Raw genomic sequence first — 22,561 nt, 5'->3', positions numbered from 1 at the left:
TCCGTAGGGTTGAGGCGTGACTGAGAACTCGAGCCAGCGCGCCGCCCATGGATGGGGCCTCGCCACTCTGACCCCCGACGACACCGTCCTGGACGTGTGGTTCCCGGCCCCCGAGATGGGCGCCGCTCCCCAGGACGCCACGGCCCCTGCCGAGCTGACGACGCTCGAGGGCGACGACGAGCTGCGCGGCGTACGCCGTGAGGTTCGGTTGGTCTCGATCAGCGACCTGGACGCCGCACCGAGCAGCACCGAGGAGGTCTGGCTCCGCCTGCACCTGATCTCGACCCGCCTCGTGCAGCCCCACGGACTCTCCCTGGACGGCACCTTCGGCCTGCTCACCAACGTGGTGTGGACCAGCGCCGGTCCGTGCGCCGTCGAGGGCTTCGAGCTGACTCGCGCCAGGCTGCGCGCCGCCGGCCAGCACGTCACCGTCCACGGCATCGACAAGTTCCCGCGAATGGTCGACTACGTGATCCCCAGCGGCGTCCGCATCGGCGACGCGGACCGGGTCCGCCTCGGCGCCCACCTCGCCTCCGGCACCACCGTCATGCACGAGGGTTTCGTGAACTTCAACGCCGGCACCCTCGGCGCCTCGATGGTGGAGGGCCGCATCTCCGGTGGGGTCGTGGTCGGCGACGGCTCCGACGTCGGCGGCGGCGCCTCGATCATGGGCACCCTCTCCGGTGGTGGCAAGGCGGTCATCTCCATCGGTGAGCGCTGCCTGCTCGGCGCCAACTCCGGGCTGGGCATCTCGCTGGGCGACGACTGCGTCGTCGAGGCCGGGTGCTACATCACCGCGGGCACCAAGGTCGCCGTCAAGGACGACGACGGTGAGACCCGGGTGGTCAAGGCCTCCTCGCTCTCGGGAGCCAGCAACGTGCTCTTCCGCCGCAACTCGGTCAGCGGCGCCATCGAGGCCGTTGCGTGGAAGGGCCAGGGCATCGAGCTCAACGCCGCCCTGCACGCCAACGACTGACCGTGTCCACCCGGACGAGGATCATCGGCGCACTGTCGGTGATCGGGGTGGTCGTCGGCGTAGCGGTCGCAGTGGACCGCGGGTTCGGGCCCCTGCCGGGATCCGACGGCTGTCAGGTCGAGGTCGACGGGCACAAGGTTGACCTCGGTCTGGAGCAGGCCGAGAACGCCGCGCTGATCGCAGCCATCGGGGTACGTCGTGGGCTGCCGGCGCGGGCGGTCAGCATCGCCCTGGCCACGGCCTACCAGGAATCGAAGATCATCAACATCGAGCACGGCGACCGGGACTCGATCGGGTTGTTCCAGCAGCGGCCCTCGCAGGGTTGGGGCACTCGCGACGAGATCATGAGTCCCTACTACTCGACCAACGCCTTCTATGACGCCCTGGAGAAGATCGAGGGCTATGAGGAGATGCGGATCACCGAGGCCGCCCAGCGGGTGCAGCGCTCCGGGTTCCCTGAGGCCTATGAGGACCACGCCGCCGACGCCCGCGCGCTCGCCTCGGCACTGACCGGCAACTCCCAGGGCGGCCAGTTCTCCTGCAAGGTCGACGCCAAGGTCGCCAAGGCCTCAGCCGAGCTGGACGAGAACGGCCTGACCGCACGCGCTGCCGACGTGTTGGTCGACCTCGAGGGCGCGTTCGGCGACCAGTCGGTCGGCGGTTTCTCCCCCGAAGGCGTGAGCAGCGGCCACATGGAGGGCTCGGCGCACTACGAGGGTCGCGCGGTCGACGTCTTCTTCCGGCCGATCAACGAGCAGCAGCGCAAGCAGGGCTGGGCGATGGCCTACTACCTCGTGGCCCAGGCCGACCGTCTCGACATCGCCACCGTCATCTATGACGACATGATCTGGACCGCTCGTCGCGCCGACGACGGCTGGCGCGACTTCGACCCCGGCGACGTATCCGGCAAGTCGGACGAGACCGTCGCCATCCTCGAGCACCGCGACCACGTGCACGTCGACGTGCACGAGTGATCCAGCCGGATCAGATGGTCGCGGCCACGTCCCAGGCCGAGTGCATCGCGCCCTCGATGTAGCCCACCTCGGCGGCGTCGCCGACCACGTCCACCGGCACTCCCGCCTCGCGCAGGAGCTCCGCGAGCGGGGCACCCGAAGCGGTGTCCGCGGCGTGAATCACCAGGTCAGCGGGGGCAGTGTGCGCCTGGTCCCCGACGGTGAACTCGACGTGGTCCTTGGTGATCGCGGTGACCGTCGCGCGACGGTGCAGGACCACGCCCTCCTCGCCGGCACGGCGTACGGCGGTCCAGCGGCGCGGCATCGCCATCGGCAGGCCGAGCGCCTGGCCCTCCTCGACCAGCACCACGTTGCGGCCGCGCTCGGCCAGCCACTCCGCGAGCTCCAGGCCGACCAGCGACCCGCCGATCACGACGACGTCCTTGCCCATCGGCAGGAAGGTGCGGGTGAGGCGACGGATCGCCTCGGGGCTCTTCGTGACGCCGGACAGCTTGCCGAGCTTGCCCATCGTGCGCATGAACCGGGTGCCGTTGTCACCGTCGGCGGAACCCAGGAGCAGGTCGCGCAGGGTGTCGCCGGTGTGGACGTGGGGCAGGTCGCCGCCCGGAACCGCCGGGCGACCGCGCGTTGCGCCGGTCGCGACCACGACGTGGTCGGGGTTGATCTGGCGGACCAGCTCGGGTGTGGCCTCGGTGCCCAACCGGACCTCGATGTCCAGTCGCTCGACCTCACTGGTGAGCCAGTCGAGGAGCTGCTCGTTGTCGGGAGTGGTCAGCGTGGAGAACCACAGCGTGCCGCCGAGGCGGTCGGACCGGTCCACGACGGTGACCCGGTGACCCCGCTCGGTCAGGACGCGTGCGGTCTCGAGTCCGCCGGGGCCCGCGCCCACCACGAGCACGTGCTTGCGTGACCGGGTCGGGCCGAGGTCGAGCGGGGTCTGGCGACCGAGCGCGGGATTGACCGCGCAGATGGGACTGTCATCCCAGAAGTTCTCCTGGACGCAGACGTAGCAGTTGATGCACGGTCGGATCGCCTGCGGCGTGCCGGCGGCGAGCTTGTTGACGATCTCCGGGTCGGCCAGGAGCTGACGGCCCATCGAGACGAAGTCGGCCTTGCCCTCGGCGAGGGCGCGCTCCCCCACGCCGGGCAGGACGCGCCCGACTGCGATCACCGGGATCGACACGTGCTTCTTGACCGCGGCGGCCAGGTCGACATAGGCGCCGACCTTGTTGGGCAACGGGCCGTCGGTGAAGTTGGCGAAGGGGTTGCGGCCCCACCCGGTCACGTGGATGGCGTCGGCACCGGCCTGCTCGAAGAGCACCGAGGCGGCACAGGCCTCCTCGGAGGTGAGCCCACCTTCCTGGCCGAACTCCTCGCCGGCGACCCGGACCAGCACTGCCAGCTTGTCGCCGACCGCTGCCTTCACCGAGGAGATCACCTCGCAGGCGAGCTTGGCCCGGTTCTCCAGGGATCCGCCATACTGGTCGGTGCGCAGGTTGTCGCGACGGTTGAGGAAGGCGCCGAGGATGTAGCCGTGGGCGCAGTGGATCTCGATCGCGTCGGCACCGGCCTGCATCACCCGCACCGCCGCGGCGGTCCAGGTCTCGACCAACCAGGCCAGGTCCTCCAGGGTGGCCACGTGGTGGCTCGGCTGCTTGCCGCCGGTCACTGCGCCCATCCGGGCGAGCTCCTCGCCGGTGTTGTCGGCCAAGGCGCTCATGTCGAGGGTGTAGTCGGGCTCCGAGGGGACCAGCAGCGCACGTCCCTGCCGGGTGTCGATGCGGGACACCTTGCCGTGGTGCGTGCTCTGCACGCACAGCTTGCTGCCGGCCGCGTGGACCGCGTCGGCGAGCGCGCGCAGCCCGGGGATGAACTTGTCGTCGGAGAGTCCGGGCTCCTTGAGACTGGCAGTGCCTGCGGGGAAGGCGATGGCGCTGGCTCCGGTGATGATCAGCCCGGTCCCGCCCCTCGCTCGCGCGACGTAGTGGTCGATGTCGCCCTGCTCGATCTCACCGTCGACGCAGAGGTTCATGTCCATCGCCGGCAGCACGACGCGGTTCTTCACCTCCATCACACCGATCCGTCCCGGGGACAGGAGGTGGGGATGGGTCGCGGGCGCGTTCTTCTTCATGGACACCGCGCCACCGTAGAACTGCGACGCCGGGACTCACCGTGGTTGCCCCGCTGATCGGGACTGCCCGAAACTGCGGTGGATCAGGCCAGGCGCGAGAGGGCTGCGTCCACCCGCTCGTCGGTGGCGGTGAAGGCCACCCGCACGTGCTGGTGCCCGGCAGCGCCGTAGAACGCGCCCGGAGCCACCAGGATCCCGAGGTCGGCCAGGTCGGAGACGGTCTTCCAGCAGTCCTCCTCGCGGGTCGCCCAGAGATAGAGCGATCCCTCGGAGTCGTCGATGCGGAAGCCGTTGCGTTCCAGCGCCTCGCGGAGCTTCGCCCGCCGAGCCGCATAGCGCGCGTGCTGCTGGGCGACGTGCTCGTCGTCGTCGAGCGCAGCGACCATGGCGATCTGCTGGGGGCCGGGCATCTGCAGGCCCAGGTTCTTGCGCACGGCCAACAGCTCGCCGACCAGCGCCGGGTCGCCGGCGACGAAGGCGCAGCGGTAGCCGGCCAGGTTGGAGCGCTTGGAGAGCGAGTGCACGGTCAGGATGCCCTCGCTGCTGCCGCCGCAGACGTCCGGGTGCAGCACCGAGATCGGCTGCTTCTCGGCGTCCCACGCCATCTCGATGTAGCACTCGTCGGAGACCAGGATCGTGCCCCGGTCACGGCACCAGTCGACGACCTTCTTCAGGTGGTCGATCGGCAGCACCTTGCCGGTCGGGTTCGACGGCGAGTTGATCCAGAGGATCTTGGGCACCTCGGGGCCGATCGAGGTGAGCGAGTCCGCGGCGAGCGAACGGGCCCCCGCCAGCGCCGCACCGACCTCATAGGTCGGATAGGCAAGGCGCGGATGGACCACCAGGTCTCGCGCACCGACGCCCAGGTGCAGCGCCAGGCTGGCGATCAGCTCCTTGGAACCGATCACCGGCAGCACGGCGTCGAGGCCGAGACCCCTGACGCCGAGGCGGCGCTCCATCCAGTCGAGAGCGGCCTGCCGCGTCTCGACCTTGCCGATCGTGACCGGATAACCGGGGTTGTCCGCAGCAGCGGTCAACGCCTCCTGCGCGACGGCAGGCGTCGGGTCGACGGGCGTGCCGACCGAGAGGTCGACGATGCCGTCGACATGCGCACGCGCCCTGTCGGCGAACGGGACCAGGTGGTCCCAGGGGAAGTCAGGCAGCTTGGCCGAGACCGTGCCCACGTGAGGGATCAGTGGTCCTGGTTCTGCGGCTCGAGAGCAGCGATGAACGGGTGGTCCTTGTCGATCTCACCCATCTTGGCCGCGCCGCCGGGGGAACCGAGGTCGTCGAAGAACTTCACGTTGGCGTCGTAGTAGTCCTTCCACTGCTCCGGGGTGTCGTCCTCGTAGAAGATCGCCTCAACGGGGCAGACCGGCTCGCAGGCACCGCAGTCGACGCACTCGTCGGGGTGGATGTAGAGCATCCGCTTGCCCTCGTAGATGCAGTCGACCGGACACTCGTCGACACATGCGCGGTCCTTGACGTCGACACACGGCTGGGCGATGACGTAGGTCACCAGTTCCTCCTGAGGACTTGCACTACAGAGCGGGTTGCTGCGGCACAGTCTAGTATCCCGGGCATGGATTCGCGCCCTGACTCCCAAGTCGTGGGCAAGCATTTGCTCGGTCCGCACGTGGTCGGGCAGCGAGTCGTCGTACGCCGTCTGGTCCCCGGTGAGACCGGACCCACCGGCGGCCCGGCCTTCACCGACGTGCTCGGCACCTGTACGTCGTGGGGCGAGGGCACCTGCGTGGTCGCGCCGGAGTCCGGCCCCGAGGTCGCCATCCCCATCGCCGAGATCGTCTCCGGCAAGCCGGTCCCCCCGCGCCCCTCGGTGCGCCACCGGGTCTCCCCGCGTGAGGCGGAGGGCCACGCCCTGGTGCTGTGGCCCCACGTCGAGCGGCGTTCCTTGGGCGACTGGGAGCTGCGCAGTGACCCGGCTCCGGTCGGCCGGTTGCTCAAACGGGCCAACTCCTGCCTGGCCATGGGCGACCCGGGATCATCCCTGGCCGAGGCCGAGCAGGAGGTGCGCGCGTTCTATGCCTCTCGCGATCGCGCCGTGTTGCTCCAGGTGGAGACCGACTCGGCTGTCGAGGCCCACTTCCTGGCCGCCGGCTGGTCGGTGGTCGAGGGCGGCAGCGCACACTTCCAGATCGCTTCGCTGTCGCGGACCGCGCGCCTGCTGCGCACCGTGACAACCTGGGGCCCCACCGACGACCCCGAGGGCGACGTCGACGGCATGCAGATCACCGAGGACGGCCCGCGGCTCGAGCTGACCATCACGGTGGACGGCGAGGTGATGGCCAGCGCCCGCGCCGGGATCTCCGGGGACTGGATGGGCATCCACGCCTTCGGCGTCGTACCCCAGCTGCGGCGCCGCGGTGTCGCCCGCCGGATGATCGCCGAGCTGGTCGACCGGGCAGCCGAGCAGGGAGTGACCACGCTGTGGCTCCATGTCGAGGTGGACAACGCCCCCGCGCTGGCGCTCTATGAGTCGCTCGGGTTCAGCACCCACCACTCACTCGCCTACCTGAGCCCGCCCAGCTGAAGCTACTTGCAGACGACCTTGTCGGACGGCGTGTAGGTGGTGTGGAACTTCTCGCTCTTCTCCACCTTCGACGAGCCGGGCTTGTGGAAGTAGCGCCACACGTCGATGTCGAAGCCGCCATACCCCGCGTTGGGCTCGCAGTCGTCGGTGGTCAGCTCGCGGGTCTTGGGCGAGGTGAAGTTGTAGCGGTCGCCGGTGGAGCTGGTGATGTCCCAGACCTCGGTGGAATACATCGTCACCTTGACCTCGCCCTGCCCGCCGGGGCCACTCTTGTTGACCTCGACGTCGATGAGCACACCGTGCTCGGTGTCGTTCTTGAACGCGAGGTCCAACGCTCCCCACACCACGGTGGCCTCGCGGCCGACCGGGTAGCGGTCGATGTAGAACGAGTGCGGCCGGTGCTCGACGTCCTCGTAGCCGGCGAAGAACATCGCATTGAACACCGTGGTGGCCATCTGGGAGACGCCACCGCCGTAGTCCTTCTTCAGGATCCCGTTGGAGATGATGTAACCCTCGACGAACCCGTTCGCGGCAGTCCGCTCCCCGACGATGTCGTTGAGGGAGAAGGTCTCTCCGGGCTTCAGCACGGTTCCGTCGATCAGCTCCCCGGCACGGCCGAGGTTCACGTTGCGATATTCGGCATGGGGATAGTAGGTGGAGAAGCTCGAGACCTCCTCGACGATCCCCAGCTTCTTGGCGTCGGCGGTGGTGAACTTGGGCTTGACGACCTTCGAGGGGACCTTGACCTGTCGGCCGGACTCCTTGCTCACCAGGGCGAGGAACGCCTCGTTGATGTCCTTCTGGTCATAGTCCACGCCGGGCTTGCCGGGGATCACCTTGGGCTTGCCGTCGACCAGCTTGACGGTCGCGTCGACCGGCTGGCCCATGTCCTCGGCGAACTTGGACCGGACCAGCTTCGAGAGCTTCTTCTCGTCCAGCTCGGGCGCGAGCTTCCCGTCCGCGGCCTTCATGGACAGGACCGGGGTGAACTCCTCAGGGGTCAGCACCACCTTGTGCTTGTCGAAGACCAGCGTGACCGGACCCGAGGTGGCCGGGTTGGCGAACTCGTTGAGGGCGTCCTGCACGTCGGTCTCGTCGATCTCGGGCTTGATCTCGACGAGCTCGAGCTCGGCGCTCTCGCCCCACACGGCTGCCCGGACCAGTGCATCCCGTGCGGCGTCCGGGTCGACACCCTCCCCGGACTTGCCGGCGATGGTGACGGCCTCGCCGCGGCGGAAGGCGACCCGGCCCTCCTTGGGCTCGGTGCCGACCTTCTTGTTCAGCTCATCGAGGGCAGCGGAGAGAGCGTCCTCGTCGACGTCGATGACGGGCTCAACCTCGTCGCCGCCGGTGTAGTAGTTCCACAGCCGCGACGGCGACCAGCTCTTGCCGCTGCCTGCCTGCTCCACCGTTGCCGCGGTGTCGACGGTGATCCCGGCCTTCTCGGCACCGATCGCAGACGCGGCCTTGCCGTCGACCGTGACCTGGATCGAGTCGCGCTCGGCCAGTCCCTTCTCGAGCGCGGCAATCGCGTCGCCGCGTTCCTTGCCGCCGATATCGATGCCCGCAACGGTCGTGGCGCGCGGCACCTTCGCCCCCGCCCCGGCATAGGCCGCGGCATAGCCGACGGCAACCAGTACGAGGAGGCCGAGCACAGTCAGGATGACCACGCGGCCGCCGTTGCTCTCCGATGAGGGCTTCTTCACGAGCGACATCCTAGGTTGGGCGCTTCTCAGGCTCCGATTCGGCGGCTCGCCCCGGACGCGGAAGGGTCACCACGGCCAGGACGATCAACACCAGCGCGCCAGCCAGCAGCAGATAACCTCGCGGGCTCGACATCACCACGTAGTCACCCTCCGGCCTGGTCTGGAGCGCCACGAAGAGCAACGCGACCCATCCGGCGACAAACCCGCAGCGCAGCCATCCGGGTCGCAGCGCGAGCGCGCAGCTGAGCGGCGCAGCGAGCGCCAGCAGGAACAGCAGCCAGTTCTTCTCGTGCACCGCGACCGAGGCCACCCCGGTGATCACCCCCACCACGCAGCAGGCCAGGGCAGCCAGCGCCAGGAGCGGCCCCCTCAGCGGGAGCAGGCCGGTCCGGGGCATCAGGCCGGTCTGGGGCATCATGCCAGGCCGGCGAACAGGTCGTTCTCGAGGCCGTCGTCACCGACCGGGCCCTGCGTGCCCTTGGCGAGCCGGAAGTATTCGTCGCCCCAGAAGGCGTGCCCGCTCTCCGCGCCGCTGAAGAAGAACCCGTCCTCCTCGATCTGGGTGCGGTGGGCCCTCAACGCGGCCATCTTCACGTCGACGTATTCGGTGGCGTCGACGCGCGCGGCCAGCTGGTCGTCGGGGGTGACGAACGGACCCATCTCACCGTCGGGGTCCATCCCCTCGAAGGTGGTGGTGTCTCCGGTCGCGCGGATCGCGCGGAGGCTGTCGCGCATCCGGGTCTCACTCATCGCGCCCCAATAGATCTTGGCGATCTCCCAGGGCTCGCCCAGGTCGAGGCGGTAGGAAGGCACGGCGGCGAGCTGGGCGGCGTACATCGCCACCCGGTGGGCCTGGATGTGATCGGGGTGGCCGTAGCCGCCGAACTGGTCATAGGTGACCAGCACCTGGGGCCGGACCTCGCGGATCACGGTGACCAGGTGGTTGGCGGCCTCGGTCAGGTCGGCGTGCCAGAAGGCGTTCTCGTGCAGCGTGTCGGCAGCGACCGCGTGCCCGTCCGCGTGCCACTTCATCCCCGAGTCGCGGTAGGTCCCGAAGCCGCCGAGGAAGCGGTGGTCGGTGACACCGAGCGTCTCCATCGCCTTGGCGAGCTCACCCTTGCGGTGCTCGCCGAGCTTGTCGTCCTTGTCGGCCGCGAGGTGCTCCAGCTCGGGGACCAGGATCTCCCCCATCTCGCCCGCGGTGCAGGTGACCAGGGTGACGCCGCGTCCCTCGGCAACATATTTCGCCATCGTGGCGCCCTGGCCGATGGACTCGTCGTCCGGGTGGGCGTGGACGAGCAGGAGACGGTGCGTGGCAAGGGGCTCAGCGGTCATGGCCCAAGACTAGTGCGGGCGCTTGATCCGCTTGGGGGCCGTGGGCAGGTCGAGAGGCGCTGGAGGTGTCGCCGGCTCCGGCTCCTCGGCGTCGAGCCAGCCGTCGTGTTGGTCGACGATCACCTCGAAGACGATGTCGGGCGCGTCGGTCACCACCGCCCACGGGTGGTCCTCGTCGTCGTCCTCACCGGCCAGTCGCTCCCGGACGACGGATGCCTCCCAACCCTGGCTGGTCAGCTTGGCCACGACCGCGCCCGCGTCGTCGTCGCTGAAGAAGATGCCTCTCACCGTTTCATTATCTCCCCTCCTATGGTTGAACCCATGTCCTCGCCCCACACCTTCGTGCCCGGCTTCCGCCTGCGTCGCACCGAGGAGAACAGCGACGAGATCGATGAGCTGGCCGAGCGGCTCGGTGGCCGCGCGGGTCTCGACGTACTGCTGGCGGACCTGAACCGGAAGGCTCGCCGCAGTGCCTGGGCCCTGGGCCGTGCGGTCGACCGGGCGTTTCGCTGGGAGCGGTCCGACACCCTCACCAAGCGCTGGTGGCCACAGGGGATCACCACGTCGGCCGACGCGTTCGGCGCCGACGGCGACCAGCGCCGCCTGGCCGTGGTCACCTGGTATTCCAAGAAGGTCGACGGGATCAACAAGGGTTCACGGCTGACCTTCGTGGACCTCGACACGCTGCGCTATCGCCACGTCCTGCTGGTGGTCCCGGTCCGCGACAAGGACGGCCGGATGAGTCTCAAGCCGTTGAAGGTGCATGCCGGCGGCATCGTCTGGGCCGGTCCCTACCTGCACATCGCCGCGACGGGCAAGGGCTTCATGACCTGCCGGGTCGACGACATCCTCCGGATTCCCGACGACCACGGGATCCGCGACCGCGGGCTGCTCACCTATCCGGGCGCCGACAGCGACGAGAAGGTCTCCACCTTCGGCTATCGCTATGTCCTGCCGGTCCGCTTCTCCTACCGGGCCGACACCGACGAGGGCTTGGGCCGGCTGCGCTACTCGTTCATGTCCATCGACCGCAGCGGGCCGAGTCCGCAGCTCGTTGTCGGCGAATATGGCCGCGGCACCTCCTCCACCCGGCTGGCGCGGTTCGCGATGGACCCCGAGAGCATGCACCTGGTGATCGGCGGCGACGGACACAGCGGCCCGGCGATGCTCGCGGACCCCGGGATCATGGGGATGCAGGGCATCGCGGTGGTCGAGGACACCTTCCACATCACCACCTCCAACGGCCCGTTCCTGCCCGGCAGCGTGTACGTCGGACATGTGGCGCCCGGGGCGGCTGCCAGGTTCCGCCGATTCAGGTGGGCGACACCGATCGGTTGCGAGGACCTGAGCTATTGGCCCTCGGGCACCGACGGCGGAGCCTTCTGGTCGGTGACCGAGCACCCGTTGCGGCGCTGGGTGTTCACGATGAAGCGGAGCTGGTTCGCCGAGCGCGCCTGAGCCGCGCGTCGATCAGACCCGTCCGGCCCGCACCGCCATCACGTCGGGCAGGTTCGCGGCGACCTGTCGCCACGAGTCGCCGTCGTCGGTGGAGCACCACACGGTGCCGTTGCGGGCGCCGAGGTAGAGGCCGGTGCGGTCATGGTCGTCGGCAGACATCGCGTCGCGCATCACCCCGACGTGGAAGGTCTCCGGCAGCCCGTCTCCGGATTCGTGCCAGGACTCCCCCGCGTCGCGGCTGCGCCAGACCCGCGCCCGGCCGCCGGGTGGATATCGCGCCTCGCCGCCGTTGATCGGGAAGACGAAGATCGTGTCCGGCTCGCGCGGGTGCACCACGATCGGGAAGCCGAAGTCCGCGGGGAGTCCCTCGGCAATCGACGTCCACGAGCGTCCTTCGTCGTCGGAGCGGTAGACGCCCCCGTGGTTCTGGGCATAGAGCCGTTCGGGACGTTCCGGGTGCCTGGCCACCTTGTGCACGCACTGGCCGAAGACGGGATATTGCTCGCCCTCGGGCAGGAAGTCCGCCCGGATCCCGGCGTTGCGCGGCTCCCAGCTCTCACCGTGGTCATCGCTGGCATAGACCCCGCCGGTGGACAGCGCAGCCAGCACCGATCCGGTCCGGGTCGGGTGCGGGAGCACCGTGTGGAAGGCCTGTCCGCCGAAGCCCGCCGCCCACTCGGTGCGGTGCGGGTGGTCCCAGAGCCCGCGCAAGAGCGAGAACGTCTCCCCGCTGTCGGTCGAGTGCCACACCGCGGCGGGCTCGCTGCCGGCATAGACCTCACCGTCGACCGGGCCGGGCACGAGCTGCCACACCCGCTCCACGGATGCGTCGACGTCATTGGGGAACCGGATCGCCTCGGGTGTGCTCTGCCAGGTCGCGCCGAGGTCGTCTGAGCGGCCGACCTGGGGACCGAGCCAGCTCGACGCCGCACCGGCGAGCAGTCGCGGCGGATCGCTGCGGGTGTCGACCATGCAGGAGTAGACCTCCTCCATGTCGAAGTGAGGTCCGCTCCACTCCCAGTCCTGGCGAGCTTCGTCCGACCGGCCGACCCACAAGCCCTTGCGGGTGCCGACCATGAGCACTGTGGCAGCCATCGACTGCTCCTCTCGACGCTCTCGAGAGTAGTCCCGCACGGGCTCCTAGCGCGAGCGTGGCGAGCGGGCGAGCTGGCGACTCTGGGCGATCAGTCGGTCCGAGGAGTCCCAGACCACGCAGTCCTCCTCGAACATGCCGCGGGCCATGTTGCGGGTCTCGTGCCTGACCCTGAGCCACCCCGGCGCCGGGACGCCCCGCACGTGCGCGGTGAGCTCGAGGGTCGGCGCCCAGCCGGGCATGCCGAGGTCGAAGGTGACCGGGGGCAGCGCGTCGAGCATCAGCAGCAGCGACAGCGGGTCCGGCTCGCGCTCGTCGACCAGGCGGATCCAGCCCTGGATGATCCCGTTCCCGCTCGGCTCACCGACGGCCCAGCCGGCGTACGCCGGGTCCAGGCGCAGGTCGAAGCGGCCCATCAGCGGTGCCATCCGGCGTACTTCCTCGGGTGCCATCGAGGAGGGGACGCACTCCTCGAGCGGAGGAAGCTCATGTGCGGTCGCGGTGGTGCGCACGTCGTCGGGCAGGGCGGACAGGTCACCGTAGGTCGCGGTCACCGTGATCCGCGGCTGGCCGTCCTGGACGAGGTCGGCGGCGAGGGTGGCCATGCTGCCGCCGTCACGGATCGTCCGGGTCACGATCGTGGCCGGGCCGGCAGTGGCCGCGGTGAGGTAGAAGCAGCTGACCACGATCGGGTCGGGCTTGCCGGGAGCGACCTGGCCGAGTGCGTTGCCGATGGTGGCCAGCAGGTAGCCACCGTTGACGGCGCCGCCGACGTCCCAGCCAGCACCGAGCTCGGCGGTGAAAGTGGTCTCGTCAACGCGGGTGACGGCGATGTCGCGGTCGAACTCGTGTCCCATGCAGCGGATCCTAGGAGGCGCGGGACAATGGTCCGATGCCAGCCCACACGACAGTTGCCAGAGAGGTGCTCAGGCTGGGCGCCCACAACGGCGCACACCGGGTGGCGCTGCGTGCGGGGATCTCGGTCCTGGTTCCCCTGCTGATCCTGTGGTCCGTGGACCAGGTGCCGTGGTCGATCTATGCCGCGTTCGGGGCGATGACCTCGCTCTACGGACGCTCCGTCGTGGGACTCGAACGAGTCCGGATGCAGGTCACCCTGGCCGTGCTGCTCACCTGGGCCGTCGGGTTGGGCGCACTGGTCAGCATCTCGGATCACCGGGGCTGGCTCGCAGTTCCGGTCGCGGCTCTCGTGGCCGGGGTCGGCTCCTGGATCTCCGACGTCGAGTCGTGGCACCCGCCCGGCCCGTTGTTCCTGATCTTCGCCTTCGCGGCGGTGGCGTCCATCCCCGGCGAGGCCACGGACCTGCCGATCGCCGTGGGCGTGGCCGGGAGCTCCGCACTCTTCTCGCTCCTGGTCGGATCGGCCGGAGCAGCCTGGCGCCGACTGCGCACCGGCGCACCGCTGTCGAGCCCCACCCGTCTGCGGCCTCCGCCGCGGCGCGCGGCCCGGCGACACGTCGCCCGGGCTGTGGCCAGCGTGGTGATCGCCGGGTCGTTGGCGACCGCGATCGGGATCGGCCACCCCTACTGGGCGATGGTCTCGGCAGTCGTCCCACTCGTCGCCAAGGACCTGCTCCCCCAAGCGGTGCGCGGCATCCAGCGGATCATCGGCACTGCACTCGGCCTGGTCAGCGCCGCACTGTTGCTGGAGCTCGACCTGCCCGTCCTGGCACTGATCCTGGTCGTGGTGGTGATGCAGGTCGCCGCGGAGCTGCTGGTCGGTCGCAACTACGCCATCGCCCTGGTCGCGATCACCCCGCTGGCCCTGTTGATGGTCCACCTGGCCGCACCCACTCCCACCAGAACGTTGATCATCGACCGGGGTGTCGAGACGGTGATCGGCGTGGCGATCGGCATCCTCATCGGTTATGTCACCCGTGACCGGAAAGAGGCCTGAGATGTTCGGACAGCCGACCCCCACCGTGCTGGCGCTGGGCGCACTCGGTGCCGTCAGCGGCATCCACCTGTGGGCCCAGTGGACCGGCGTCGACGCGGTCTCGGACCCCACCCAGCCCGTGTTGATGGCGTTGCTGGCGTTGGCGCTGTGGACCGCAACCTCGGCCCCGCGCAGCCGGCTGGTCCGGCTCACCCTGGTCGCCCTCGCCTTCAGCTGGCTCGGCGACACCGCGCCGCGCTTCGTGGACGGCGACGCAGCGTTCCTGCTGATGGTCGGCTTCTTCGCACTCGCTCAGGTCGCCTACGTGGTGGCGTTCCGGCCGTATGCCGACCAGTCGGTGCTGGCGATCAACCGGATCGCGCTGACGCCGTACGCCGTCGCCGTGGTGTTGCTGGTTGCCATCTGCGCTCCCGGTGCGGGCGGCATGCTCGTCCCGGTGCTGGTCTATGGAGCGCTGCTGGGGACGATGGCCGTGCTCGCGACCGGGCTCGGGCGACTGATCTGGGTCGGCGGCGCACTCTTCCTCGTCTCCGACGGGTTGATCGCGATCGATGCCTTCGCCGAGAACGTGACCATAGGGCACAGCTCGTTCTGGGTGATGCTCACCTACATCGTGGCGCAGGTGCTGATCGTGCTCGGCGTGCTCGAGCGCGCGGGCGACCCGAGCTCGTAGGTCAACCGGGTCAGAGGTCGGTTGCCGGGCACGCCCGACGGTGGTGCTGGCACCACCACGAACCGGGTCCGGGGACCATCGCCTCCGAGGCGATCGGGGCGAAGACTCGAGGCATGAGCATCCAGACCCCCACCCAACCCGGCCGTGCCACCCATGGCGGCTCCGACTTCGCAGAGCTGCGCCGCCGCATCGACGCGGCGGGACTGCTCGAGCGACGTCGGGGCTACTACGCCGCTCGCTTCGTCCTGGTCGGCGTCGCGCTCGTTGCCGGCGCCGCCGCCCTGGTCACCTTCGGTGACACCTGGTGGCAGCTGTTGACCGCCGTCGGCCTCGCCGTCGTCTTCGCCCAGCTCGCCCTGCTGGCCCACGACATCGCGCACCGCCAGGTGTTCCGCACCCGCCGGGCCAGCGAGCTCGCCGGAAGGTTGGTCGGAAACCTCGGCGTCGGGATGAGCTATGGCTGGTGGATGGACAAGCACACCAGGCACCACGCGAACCCGAACCACGAGGAGCTCGACCCCGACGTGTCACCCGAGCTGCTGGTCTGGTCGCAGGGCCAGGCGGTCGAGGCGCGTGGTGTCGCCCGGTTCATCGGGAAGTACGAGGCCTTCTTGTTCTTCCCACTGCTCACCCTCGAGGCGTTCAACCTTCATGTCTCGAGCTTCCGGGCAGTGCTCCGGCCGGGACTCTCGGCCAGGCGCCTGGAGGCCGGGCTGCTGGTGCTGCACGTCGTCGGCTGGACCGGCCTCACCTTCACGGTGCTCTCCCCCGGCCTGGCGGTCGCATTCCTGCTCCTCAACCAGGCAGTCTTGGGTCTCTACCTGGGCTGCTCGTTCGCCCCGAACCACAAGGGCATGCCCACCCTGACCGGTGCGCGTGAGCCGGACTTCCTGCGCAAGCAGGTGCTGACCTCGCGCAACGTACGCGGCGGTCCGGTCGTGGACGTGGCCCTGGGCGGGTTGAACTACCAGATCGAGCACCACCTGTTCCCGAGCATGCCGTGCGCCAACCTGCCCCTGGCGCAGCCGATCGTGCGCGACTACTGCCGCGAGCTCGGTGTCGACTATGCCGAGGCCCGACTGGTCGAGTCCTATGCGATCGCGTTGCGACACATGCACTCGGTCGGCGAGCCCCTGCGCGCTACCTGAGCGATGCGCCAACGCGACCGATCAGCGCTTGTTGACCTGCTTGAGCACCGCACGGAACTGGGCCCGGGCACCTGCCGAGTTCGGGTGGGCCGGGATCCCGATGCCCAGGTCGTTGACCGAGACGCCGACGACCTCGACGTACCGCTTGTCGAGAGCCGCACAGACGTCGTGACCGAGCGAGGGGGTGTAGGTGTCGACGAACTCGGCGCCACCCTTCCTCGCCGCGCTCTTCACCATCGCGTTGAGGGAGCGGAAGGCCTTGGCCAGGTAGGCCCGGTCGGACTCGGTCATCGGCAGGAACGGGTAGCAGGTCTTCGGCGGCACGGCCGCCAGGTAGTCCACCATCAGGATCCGCGCCTTCGGCGAACGCTTGCGGACGTCCTTGATCGCCCTGATCAGCTTGGGCTCGGACGCCTTGATCGCCACCGCCAACTGGTCGACGCCACCGGCGGTGAAGCGCTCCTTGCACCCACCCAGCGGCAACGCCGAGGGCACCAGCGGCAGGCCGAGGTCCAGGGCCGGCAGCGGCACCGGCACGTTGACCGGAAGCACGTTGAGGCAGTCGAGGGCCGCGGCGGCGACCGAGGCGTCGTTGCCGCCGATGCCGATGGTGACCAGGTCGGTCTTCTTCGTGAGCCGGTCGAACTGCGGCGGGTTGGTGCCGCCGATGAAGGCGGTCTGCGGGGCATAGAAGTCGTCGGTCGTGGCGGAGCCGCAGGTAGCGTCGCGGTGGATCTTCACCTTCAGCGCCGCGGCCAGCAGCTTCGGATAGTTCACCTGTGACTGGGCGCAATCGATCGGCGCGTGCCTTGCATCGGGCAGACCATGGGCGTCGATCAGCTTCACGTCCGCGGACCACGAGTCACCCAGGGAGACATATTCCTTGTAGACCAACGGCTTCTTGGCGGGTGCCTTGGCCTTGGCCGCCGCGGTTGCCTTCGTGCCGGTGGCCTTCGGGTGCCCGACCCCGGCGCTCGTCGGGGCCTTCGCCGACTGGGACGCCGACAGCGACTCCGCCTTCGCGGCCAACGCCTTGGCCGCTGCAGCGTCGAGCTCCTGGCTCGCCGCAGAGACCCGGCTGCCGTCCGCGTTCGACGTACGCCGCGCCTCGTCGGCCGCACTCGACACGACGCCGGCAGCAAGCAGCATCGGCAGGACGGCAGCGGCACTGACCAGCCGCAGAGAAGTGTGCTTCATGCAACGACAACGGCGCAGGGGTCACCGGGTCACGCGCGCAACTGGTCACGCGCCACAACCGTCAGCCGAACTCGTCGTACTCAAGTGCGTGCCTCAGCTGCTCCAGCCCGGCGATCACGTGCCGGTCCATGATCCCGCGGGCCATCAGTTCGGCGATCCGGGCGACGGCCAGGCCGAACAGGGTCAACGTGAGGGTCATCGTCACCAGGCTGCCCTGCTCGTGGTCATCGACCCGGAGCTCGAGCGTGTGGGTGGTGCCCCGGATCGAGTGCCAGAACAGGGTGCGGGCATCGGGTCGGCTGATCTGGACCCGACCACCGACGTGGATCGTGCCGATGTCGAGGAACACGTCATATTCGTCTTCGCCGAGGGGGTCGAAGCGCCCGAAGTCGGCGAGGAACGGCAGCAGCCGTGAGGGATCGGTGACGAGTGCCGCGACGTCGTCGGCGTCACGGCGTACGACGCGGGATCGTGAGACTGCGACGGTCATCCGAGCACCGGCAGCACGGTCTTGGCGGCGAGGCTGGACAGGCCGACCTGCATCACGCTGGTCACGTAGTCGTAGGCCGCGTCCCAGTCCGGCTCGTCACCGAACATCTCGTGCAGGTCGATCGGGTCGAGCACCTGGATCCGGATCTTCGCCGGCAACGGGATGTGCGGCAGGTCCCCCGGCACGATGCCCCACGGGATGGACACGGAGATCGGCACCGACTTCACCCTCAGGAGCTTGTCCAGGCCGAGCAGCTTGGCCGTCCGGCGGCCGTCGTTGAGCACGAAGAAGGTGTCGTGTCCCCCGGTCGCGACGACGGGGACGATCTTGACGCCGTTGCGGTGGGCGACCTTGAGGAAGCCCTTGCGGCCGTCGAAACGGATCGTGTTCCGTTGGGTCCACGGCCGCAGCGCCTCGACGTCGCCGCCCGGATAGACCAGCACGTTGGCGCCGGCCTGCAGCAGCTTGTCCGCGGCGTCGCGATGAGCGGTGACCATGCCGAACTTGCGGGCCATGTTCCCGATCACCGGAGCGTTGGCGACGATCTTGTGGCCCAGGCCGATAAGTGGCCGCCCGTCCACGGTGAACCAGGTGTTGTAGGCGAGGGTGAAGACGAAGGTGTCCGGGACGTTCGCGCCCCCGCTGTGGTTGCCGACGAAGAGCACCGGCTCGTCAGGGACCTTGTCGAAGCCGTTCACCTCGGGGCGGAAGTAGAGCGCCGTACCGACCCAGAGCCTCGGCAGCATCCGTCGGATGAAGTCCGGATCGCGCCCCTCAAGGCCCTCCGGGTGAGCCTTGAACCTGGGAATCGGCCATGCCACGTCGTTCCACTCCTCCTGTGCCGGTATCGGGAGCCGGTCGCTGGACCAACGCGCCACTGGAACGTTGGTGACGGTCCGGTGGCCGATCTCACCTCGCACCCGACCTGCTAGAACGGAGGGGCGATGTCACAACACCTCTGGTACGTCAGTTATGGGTCCAACATGTCACTGGTCCGGCTCCGGTGCTACCTCGAGGGCGGCTGTCCGCCCGGGGCCCGGGTCACCTACGCCGGTGCCCGCGACTCCACGCTCCCGGTGGCCGACGTCGCGGTGGAGCTCCCGGGGAGCCTCTACTTCGCCGGTGAGTCGAGGACGTGGGGCGGCGGCGTCGCGTTCTACGACCACGACGTCCCCGGGCCCACCCCGGCTCGCGCCTACAAGATCACCGCCGAGCAGTTCGCCGACGTCGCCGCCCAGGAGATGCACCGCATCCCCGATCCGGACGACCCGCTGGTCGAGGTGCTGCTCAACGGGTTGGTCGACGGACTTCCCGACGGACGGCACGCCGCCGGTCCCGGTTCCTACGAGACGCTGATCGAGGTGGGCCGGCTCGACGGCCTGCCGATGCTCACCTTCACCTCGCCACATGGGCGCGACGCCATCGAGCACACTCCACCCGGTCCGGCCTACCTGGCGATGCTCGCCGAGGGTCTGCGCGACGCGCACGGCTGGGACGACGACCAGGTGGAGGCGCACTTCGCAGCCCTGCGGCGGTGACTGCGCTGCGTTCGGCACCAGAGTCTGAGCGCTTTTCCGCAAGTCTCGGCACAGTGGCAGACTGCCGGGGTGGCACTCTTCAAGAAGCGGGACGGGGCGGCTGAGGCCGAGCCCCACATGAACCCGATCGACCTCGAGACCCTGGCGAAGATCAACGAGCAGAGCTCGCCGGACACTCCGCGCGAATGGCTGCAGGTGCTCTACGCCGCCGACGAGCGGGCCGCACGCAAGGCTGCCGACGAGATCACCGCCGCCGACTGGGAGATCCGCACCGTCGAGGAAGCCGAGGACGGCGACGACTGGCTCGTCCTGGCCGCACGCACCGACGTGATCCTCAGCCCCGAGCTGGTCTGCCGGGCCCGGGCCTTCTTCGAGAAGGTCGCCTCCCGGACCGCCGGAGGACAGTACGACGGGTGGCAGGCCAGCCTCTGAGGCAATCCCTCAGGCGAGCAGGCGGCGCGTCTCCTCCAGCCCCCTGACGACCTCGGCGAAGCTGGTGCTCAGCGGCGACAACCCCACCCGCAGGCCCGTGGGTGGCCGGAAGTCGGGGATCACACCGACCTCCCAGAGCCTGGCAGTGACCTCGCGGAAGTCCGGGTGGTCGAGCAGCACGTGGCTCCCCCGGCGGGCGGCCTCACGTGGCGAGGAGAGGACCACGCCGTGCGGTGCCAGCAGCTCGTCGGCGACCTCGATCGCGAAACCGGTCAGGGCGATCGACTTCTCCCGGATCGTGGCGATGCCGGCTTCCTCGATCAGGTCGAGCATGTCGACCATCGGTTGCATGGCGAGCACCGGCGGCGTCCCGCTGACGAACTGCCGGATCCCGGCCGCACCTGCATAGGAGTGGCCCATCGCGAACGGGTCCGCGGCTCCCATCCAGCCCTGGATCGGCTGTGCCACACGGTCCTGGGCCATCTGCGAGACGTAGCCGAATGCCGGCGAGCCCGGGCCGCCGTTGAGATATTTGTAGGTGCACCCGACGGCAAGGTCCGCCCCGGCCGCGTCGAGCTGGACGTCGAGGGCACCGGCGCTGTGGCAGAGGTCCCAGAGCACCAGGGCTCCGGCCTCGTGCGCGGCCGCCGTGATCGTGGGCAGGTCGGCCACCGCACCGGAGCGGAAGGCGACGTGGCTGAGCAGCACCAAGCCGGTGCGCGGACCGAGCACGGCGCGTACGTCGTCCACGCCGACGCCGGCGACCGGGTCCGGGTCGATCCACCTCAGCACCAGTCCGCGCTCGGCAGCGATCCCCTCGACCACGAAGCGGTCGGTCGGGAAGTTGCCGGTGTCCACGACGATCTCGTTGCGCTCGGCTGCGTTGTCGACGGCCGCCCGGATCAGCTTGTAGAGCATCACCGTGGTCGAGTCGGCCACGATCACCTGGCCGGGTGCGGCGCCCAGGGTGAGAGCTCCCAGCCGGTCCCCCACCTCGGTCGGTGCGTGGAACCACTGCTCGTCCCAGGACCGGATCAGCCGATCACCCCAGGCGCCGTCGATGAACGCGGACAACCGGTCCCGCGTGGCCCGCACCGGGCGGCCCAAGGAGTTGCCGTCGAGGTAGGCCACCACGTCCGCGCTGTCGACGAACGCGTCGCGGAACCGCGCCAGGGGGTCGGCTTCGTCGAGCCGCTGTGCCCGCGCCGCGAGGTCGTCATACGTGCTCATTCGTCCTCCTGGATCGTTGCCGGCAGGCGCCGTGCGGCGCCCAGCCATCTGATCAGCTCGTCTGCGTTCGTGGGCCGCGGCAGCGGTGCACTCAGTGCCGGCGGGCCCCCCGTGACGGCGTCGATCAGTTCCTCGCCGTGCAGCCCGGCCCGGCCGAGGGCGCGGATCTCCTCGGCGTTCACGCCCACTGGCGTCGGTCCGTTGCCCATGTCCGTGCCATAGCGGACGGTGCCGCCCAACGCCCGGAACCGGACGATGTTGTCGATGGCGACCTGTTGGTCTGAGGGTGCGTGGATGGCCAGGGTGGAGATCCAGGTCATCTGGGTGCTGGCGGCGAGGACTCCTTCGGGCACCGGTTCGGTCCACGGCGCGTGCACCAACACATCGGCTCCGACCCGCAGTGCCAGCTCGACCATGCCCCGCCCCTCGGCATGGACGAGGACGGGGAGCCCGTCGACGTGGGCCTCCTCGACCAGGACCTCCAGCACCTCCTCGGAGAGGTTGGCGAAGTCGTCGTGGAGGGTCACCTTGATCCCCGAGGCCATCCGAGTGACCGCTTCCCGCACCGCCACTCCGGCGTCGGCGGCATCGGCGATCTCGCGCACCGACGAGGGCGGCGCCCACTTGCGGCCGGTGGGGTAACCGCCCGGGGCGGTGTGGAACGGGCCGACGATGTGGACGTCGACCCCGGACGGCGGATTTGCGCGAAACCCTTGTGCAGCAACGGGATCCCAGCCCAGGTCGTGCACCTCGACGACCGGCGAGTCGGCCAGCAGGTCCCGTTCGACCAGACCCAGGTGGACATGGTGATCGATCACCCCGCCAAGGACCGTCTCGGTCACTTCAGGTGGGTCCTGACCGTGATCAGCTCCGGGAAGAAGGTGAGCTCGAGGGCGCGCTTGAGGAAGTCGACGCCGGTTGATCCGCCGGTGCCGGTCTTGAAGCCGATCGTGCGCTGGACGGTGCGCAGGTGGCGGAATCGCCAGAACTGGAAGGCGTCCTCGAGGTCGACGAGGTCCTCGCAGGTGGCGTAGGCCTCCCAGTGGGCTGCCGGGTCACGATAGATCTGCTCGAAGACGCCGGTCAGCTCCGGATGCTCCACCCAGGCCTGGCTGACGTCGCGCTCGAGGATGCTCTGGGGCACCGCCAGCCCGGAGCGGTCCAGGGCGCGCAGGAACGCGTCGTACACCGTCGGGCTCCGCAGTGCGCCTTCGACGAGCTCACGCTCGGGCGTCCCCTCGGCATAGAGCCTGAGCATCGAGGTGTTCTTGTTGCCGAGGAGGAACTCGACCGCGCGATATTGCGCGGACTGGAAGCCCGAGGCGCTGCCCAGAACGCCGCGGAACTCGGCGTACTCGCTCGGCGTCAGGGTGGCCAGCACCGACCACTGCTCGGCGAGGGTCCTCATGATGTGCTTGACGCGAGCGATGGACTTGCGTGCCCGCTCGTTGTTGTCGGCGTCGAAGAAGTCCCGGGCGCCGCTGAGCTCCTGGATGATCAGCTTGAACCAGAGCTCGGTGGTCTGGTGCTGGATGATGAAGAGCATCTCGTCGGGATGCACCGGTTCGCTGAGCGGGTGCTGCGAGGCGAGCAGGGTGTCGAGGCCGAGGTAGTCGGCATAGCTCATCGCCGCGGTGAAGTCGGTCCGTACGCCCTCTTCGAGCCGTCTTTCGCCGTTCTCCACGCCCGTGTCCTGCTCCATTGCAGCAACGTA

Annotated in this window: 24 protein-coding genes; 9 read left to right on the top strand and 15 right to left on the bottom strand. The window is 69.3% G+C overall.

From position 1 onward, the window contains the following. Nucleotides 1-16 precede the first annotated feature (16 nt). On the top strand, nt 17-976 hold the full coding sequence (dapD, locus tag BJ980_RS16850) for a 2,3,4,5-tetrahydropyridine-2,6-dicarboxylate N-succinyltransferase (RefSeq protein ID WP_179503361.1): 960 nt from the start codon (nt 17-19) through the stop codon (nt 974-976). A 2-nt stretch (nt 977-978) separates the two neighbouring features. Continuing rightward, the gene (locus BJ980_RS16845; RefSeq protein ID WP_179503360.1) at nt 979-1,950 is read left to right on the top strand and encodes a VldE C-terminal domain-containing protein; all 972 of its coding nucleotides are present in this window, start codon (nt 979-981) and stop codon (nt 1,948-1,950) included. A 10-nt stretch (nt 1,951-1,960) separates the two neighbouring features. On the opposite strand, the gene BJ980_RS16840 is transcribed toward BJ980_RS16845, so the two are convergent. The 3 genes from BJ980_RS16840 to fdxA form a co-directional block, all read right to left on the bottom strand. Continuing rightward, a complete protein-coding gene (locus BJ980_RS16840) occupies nt 1,961-4,081 on the bottom strand; it encodes an oxidoreductase (protein WP_179503969.1) in 2,121 nt (706 codons plus the stop codon). Between the two features lie 83 nt (nt 4,082-4,164). After that, complete coding sequence (gene dapC / locus BJ980_RS16835) at nt 4,165-5,265, bottom strand: succinyldiaminopimelate transaminase (protein ID WP_179503359.1); 1,101 nt, start codon at nt 5,263-5,265, stop codon at nt 4,165-4,167. An 8-nt stretch (nt 5,266-5,273) separates the two neighbouring features. Beyond that, a complete protein-coding gene (fdxA, locus tag BJ980_RS16830) occupies nt 5,274-5,600 on the bottom strand; it encodes a ferredoxin (RefSeq protein WP_179503358.1) in 327 nt (108 codons plus the stop codon). A 63-nt stretch (nt 5,601-5,663) separates the two neighbouring features. On the opposite strand from fdxA, the gene BJ980_RS16825 reads away from it, so the two are divergent. After that, the gene (locus BJ980_RS16825) at nt 5,664-6,632 is read left to right on the top strand and encodes a GNAT family N-acetyltransferase (RefSeq protein WP_179503357.1); all 969 of its coding nucleotides are present in this window, start codon (nt 5,664-5,666) and stop codon (nt 6,630-6,632) included. Nucleotides 6,633-6,634: 2 nt separating this feature from the next. Here BJ980_RS16825 and BJ980_RS16820 read toward each other — a convergent pair whose 3' ends face one another. From BJ980_RS16820 to BJ980_RS16805, 4 genes are read right to left on the bottom strand one after another with little or no spacing between them, the layout of a single operon-like run. After that, entirely contained in the window at nt 6,635-8,338 is a 1,704-nt protein-coding gene (locus tag BJ980_RS16820) for a VanW family protein (RefSeq protein WP_179503356.1), read from the bottom strand. A gap of 10 nt (nt 8,339-8,348) precedes the next feature. Continuing rightward, on the bottom strand, nt 8,349-8,756 hold the full coding sequence (locus BJ980_RS16815) for a hypothetical protein (protein WP_179503355.1): 408 nt from the start codon (nt 8,754-8,756) through the stop codon (nt 8,349-8,351). Continuing rightward, nucleotides 8,753-9,673, bottom strand: coding sequence for an N-acetyl-1-D-myo-inositol-2-amino-2-deoxy-alpha-D-glucopyranoside deacetylase (gene mshB, locus BJ980_RS16810; protein ID WP_179503354.1), 921 nt, complete (start codon nt 9,671-9,673; stop codon nt 8,753-8,755). Before mshB ends, BJ980_RS16815 begins: the two co-directional genes overlap by 4 nt. A 9-nt stretch (nt 9,674-9,682) precedes the next feature. Next, the gene (locus tag BJ980_RS16805) at nt 9,683-9,961 is read right to left on the bottom strand and encodes a hypothetical protein (RefSeq protein ID WP_179503353.1); all 279 of its coding nucleotides are present in this window, start codon (nt 9,959-9,961) and stop codon (nt 9,683-9,685) included. 33 nt (nt 9,962-9,994) lie between these two features. Here BJ980_RS16805 and BJ980_RS16800 point away from each other — a divergent pair, with 33 nt between their 5' ends. Beyond that, a complete protein-coding gene (locus tag BJ980_RS16800; RefSeq protein ID WP_179503352.1) occupies nt 9,995-11,131 on the top strand; it encodes a hypothetical protein in 1,137 nt (378 codons plus the stop codon). Nucleotides 11,132-11,143: 12 nt separating this feature from the next. Here the strand turns inward: BJ980_RS16800 and BJ980_RS16795 are convergent, their stop codons facing one another. Beyond that, on the bottom strand, nt 11,144-12,226 hold the full coding sequence (locus BJ980_RS16795) for a WD40/YVTN/BNR-like repeat-containing protein (protein WP_179503351.1): 1,083 nt from the start codon (nt 12,224-12,226) through the stop codon (nt 11,144-11,146). A gap of 45 nt (nt 12,227-12,271) precedes the next feature. After that, nucleotides 12,272-13,081, bottom strand: coding sequence for a thioesterase family protein (locus tag BJ980_RS16790; RefSeq protein WP_179503350.1), 810 nt, complete (start codon nt 13,079-13,081; stop codon nt 12,272-12,274). Nucleotides 13,082-13,116: 35 nt separating this feature from the next. Between BJ980_RS16790 and BJ980_RS16785 the strand changes: the two genes are divergently transcribed. From BJ980_RS16785 to BJ980_RS16775, 3 genes are all read left to right on the top strand, one after another. Continuing rightward, complete coding sequence (locus BJ980_RS16785; RefSeq protein WP_179503349.1) at nt 13,117-14,139, top strand: FUSC family protein; 1,023 nt, start codon at nt 13,117-13,119, stop codon at nt 14,137-14,139. 1 nt (nt 14,140) lies between these two features. Next, entirely contained in the window at nt 14,141-14,812 is a 672-nt protein-coding gene (locus BJ980_RS16780; protein WP_179503348.1) for a lysoplasmalogenase, read from the top strand. Nucleotides 14,813-14,925: 113 nt separating this feature from the next. Further along, the gene (locus BJ980_RS16775; protein ID WP_179503347.1) at nt 14,926-15,960 is read left to right on the top strand and encodes a fatty acid desaturase family protein; all 1,035 of its coding nucleotides are present in this window, start codon (nt 14,926-14,928) and stop codon (nt 15,958-15,960) included. 21 nt (nt 15,961-15,981) lie between these two features. On the opposite strand, the gene BJ980_RS16770 is transcribed toward BJ980_RS16775, so the two are convergent. The 3 genes from BJ980_RS16770 to BJ980_RS16760 all read right to left on the bottom strand — a co-directional run bounded on the left by BJ980_RS16770 (nt 15,982) and on the right by BJ980_RS16760 (nt 18,468). Continuing rightward, nucleotides 15,982-17,157, bottom strand: a complete 1,176-nt coding sequence (locus BJ980_RS16770) for an SGNH/GDSL hydrolase family protein (RefSeq protein WP_179503346.1) — start codon at nt 17,155-17,157, stop codon at nt 15,982-15,984. 61 nt (nt 17,158-17,218) lie between these two features. Next, nucleotides 17,219-17,647, bottom strand: a complete 429-nt coding sequence (locus BJ980_RS16765; RefSeq protein WP_179503345.1) for a hypothetical protein — start codon at nt 17,645-17,647, stop codon at nt 17,219-17,221. After that, a complete protein-coding gene (locus BJ980_RS16760) occupies nt 17,644-18,468 on the bottom strand; it encodes a 1-acyl-sn-glycerol-3-phosphate acyltransferase (RefSeq protein WP_179503344.1) in 825 nt (274 codons plus the stop codon). The genes BJ980_RS16765 and BJ980_RS16760 overlap by 4 nt, the downstream gene beginning before the upstream one ends. A 123-nt stretch (nt 18,469-18,591) precedes the next feature. On the opposite strand from BJ980_RS16760, the gene BJ980_RS16755 reads away from it, so the two are divergent. Both BJ980_RS16755 and BJ980_RS16750 read left to right on the top strand, forming a co-directional pair. Next, the gene (locus BJ980_RS16755) at nt 18,592-19,185 is read left to right on the top strand and encodes a histone deacetylase (RefSeq protein WP_179503343.1); all 594 of its coding nucleotides are present in this window, start codon (nt 18,592-18,594) and stop codon (nt 19,183-19,185) included. Nucleotides 19,186-19,254: 69 nt separating this feature from the next. After that, entirely contained in the window at nt 19,255-19,617 is a 363-nt protein-coding gene (locus BJ980_RS16750; protein WP_179503342.1) for a ribonuclease E inhibitor RraB, read from the top strand. A 9-nt stretch (nt 19,618-19,626) separates the two neighbouring features. On the opposite strand, the gene BJ980_RS16745 is transcribed toward BJ980_RS16750, so the two are convergent. The 3 genes from BJ980_RS16745 to BJ980_RS16735 are packed head-to-tail and all read right to left on the bottom strand — an operon-like array spanning nt 19,627 to nt 22,549. Beyond that, nucleotides 19,627-20,847 carry a kynureninase gene (locus tag BJ980_RS16745; RefSeq protein WP_179503341.1) on the bottom strand — a complete coding sequence of 407 codons (1,221 nt, stop codon included), beginning with the start codon at nt 20,845-20,847 and terminating at the stop codon, nt 19,627-19,629. Beyond that, complete coding sequence (locus BJ980_RS16740) at nt 20,844-21,689, bottom strand: amidohydrolase family protein (RefSeq protein ID WP_179503340.1); 846 nt, start codon at nt 21,687-21,689, stop codon at nt 20,844-20,846. Before BJ980_RS16740 ends, BJ980_RS16745 begins: the two co-directional genes overlap by 4 nt. Further along, on the bottom strand, nt 21,686-22,549 hold the full coding sequence (locus tag BJ980_RS16735; RefSeq protein WP_179503339.1) for a tryptophan 2,3-dioxygenase: 864 nt from the start codon (nt 22,547-22,549) through the stop codon (nt 21,686-21,688). Before BJ980_RS16735 ends, BJ980_RS16740 begins: the two co-directional genes overlap by 4 nt. Nucleotides 22,550-22,561 lie beyond the last annotated feature (12 nt).

Source organism: Nocardioides daedukensis, from assembly GCF_013408415.1.
GTDB lineage: Bacteria > Actinomycetota > Actinomycetes > Propionibacteriales > Nocardioidaceae > Nocardioides > Nocardioides daedukensis.
Note: the sequence above shows the minus strand (reverse complement) of the source record. Positions and strands in the feature narration are given on the sequence as shown.

What these genes read in the sequence shown, in the direction of transcription:
- BJ980_RS16840 (WP_179503969.1), bottom strand. Translation starts at nt 4,081, where the DNA reads ATGAAGAAGAACGCGCCCGCGACCCATCCCCACCTCCTGTCCCCGGGA.
- BJ980_RS16825 (WP_179503357.1), top strand. Translation starts at nt 5,664, where the DNA reads ATGGATTCGCGCCCTGACTCCCAAGTCGTGGGCAAGCATTTGCTCGGT.
- BJ980_RS16815 (WP_179503355.1), bottom strand. Translation starts at nt 8,756, where the DNA reads ATGATGCCCCAGACCGGCCTGATGCCCCGGACCGGCCTGCTCCCGCTG.
- mshB (WP_179503354.1), bottom strand. Translation starts at nt 9,673, where the DNA reads ATGACCGCTGAGCCCCTTGCCACGCACCGTCTCCTGCTCGTCCACGCC.
- BJ980_RS16800 (WP_179503352.1), top strand. Translation starts at nt 9,995, where the DNA reads ATGTCCTCGCCCCACACCTTCGTGCCCGGCTTCCGCCTGCGTCGCACC.
- BJ980_RS16795 (WP_179503351.1), bottom strand. Translation starts at nt 12,226, where the DNA reads ATGGCTGCCACAGTGCTCATGGTCGGCACCCGCAAGGGCTTGTGGGTC.
- BJ980_RS16790 (WP_179503350.1), bottom strand. Translation starts at nt 13,081, where the DNA reads ATGGGACACGAGTTCGACCGCGACATCGCCGTCACCCGCGTTGACGAG.
- BJ980_RS16785 (WP_179503349.1), top strand. Translation starts at nt 13,117, where the DNA reads ATGCCAGCCCACACGACAGTTGCCAGAGAGGTGCTCAGGCTGGGCGCC.
- BJ980_RS16780 (WP_179503348.1), top strand. Translation starts at nt 14,141, where the DNA reads ATGTTCGGACAGCCGACCCCCACCGTGCTGGCGCTGGGCGCACTCGGT.
- BJ980_RS16775 (WP_179503347.1), top strand. Translation starts at nt 14,926, where the DNA reads ATGAGCATCCAGACCCCCACCCAACCCGGCCGTGCCACCCATGGCGGC.
- BJ980_RS16770 (WP_179503346.1), bottom strand. Translation starts at nt 17,157, where the DNA reads ATGAAGCACACTTCTCTGCGGCTGGTCAGTGCCGCTGCCGTCCTGCCG.
- BJ980_RS16765 (WP_179503345.1), bottom strand. Translation starts at nt 17,647, where the DNA reads ATGACCGTCGCAGTCTCACGATCCCGCGTCGTACGCCGTGACGCCGAC.
- BJ980_RS16755 (WP_179503343.1), top strand. Translation starts at nt 18,592, where the DNA reads ATGTCACAACACCTCTGGTACGTCAGTTATGGGTCCAACATGTCACTG.
- BJ980_RS16745 (WP_179503341.1), bottom strand. Translation starts at nt 20,847, where the DNA reads ATGAGCACGTATGACGACCTCGCGGCGCGGGCACAGCGGCTCGACGAA.
- BJ980_RS16735 (WP_179503339.1), bottom strand. Translation starts at nt 22,549, where the DNA reads ATGGAGCAGGACACGGGCGTGGAGAACGGCGAAAGACGGCTCGAAGAG.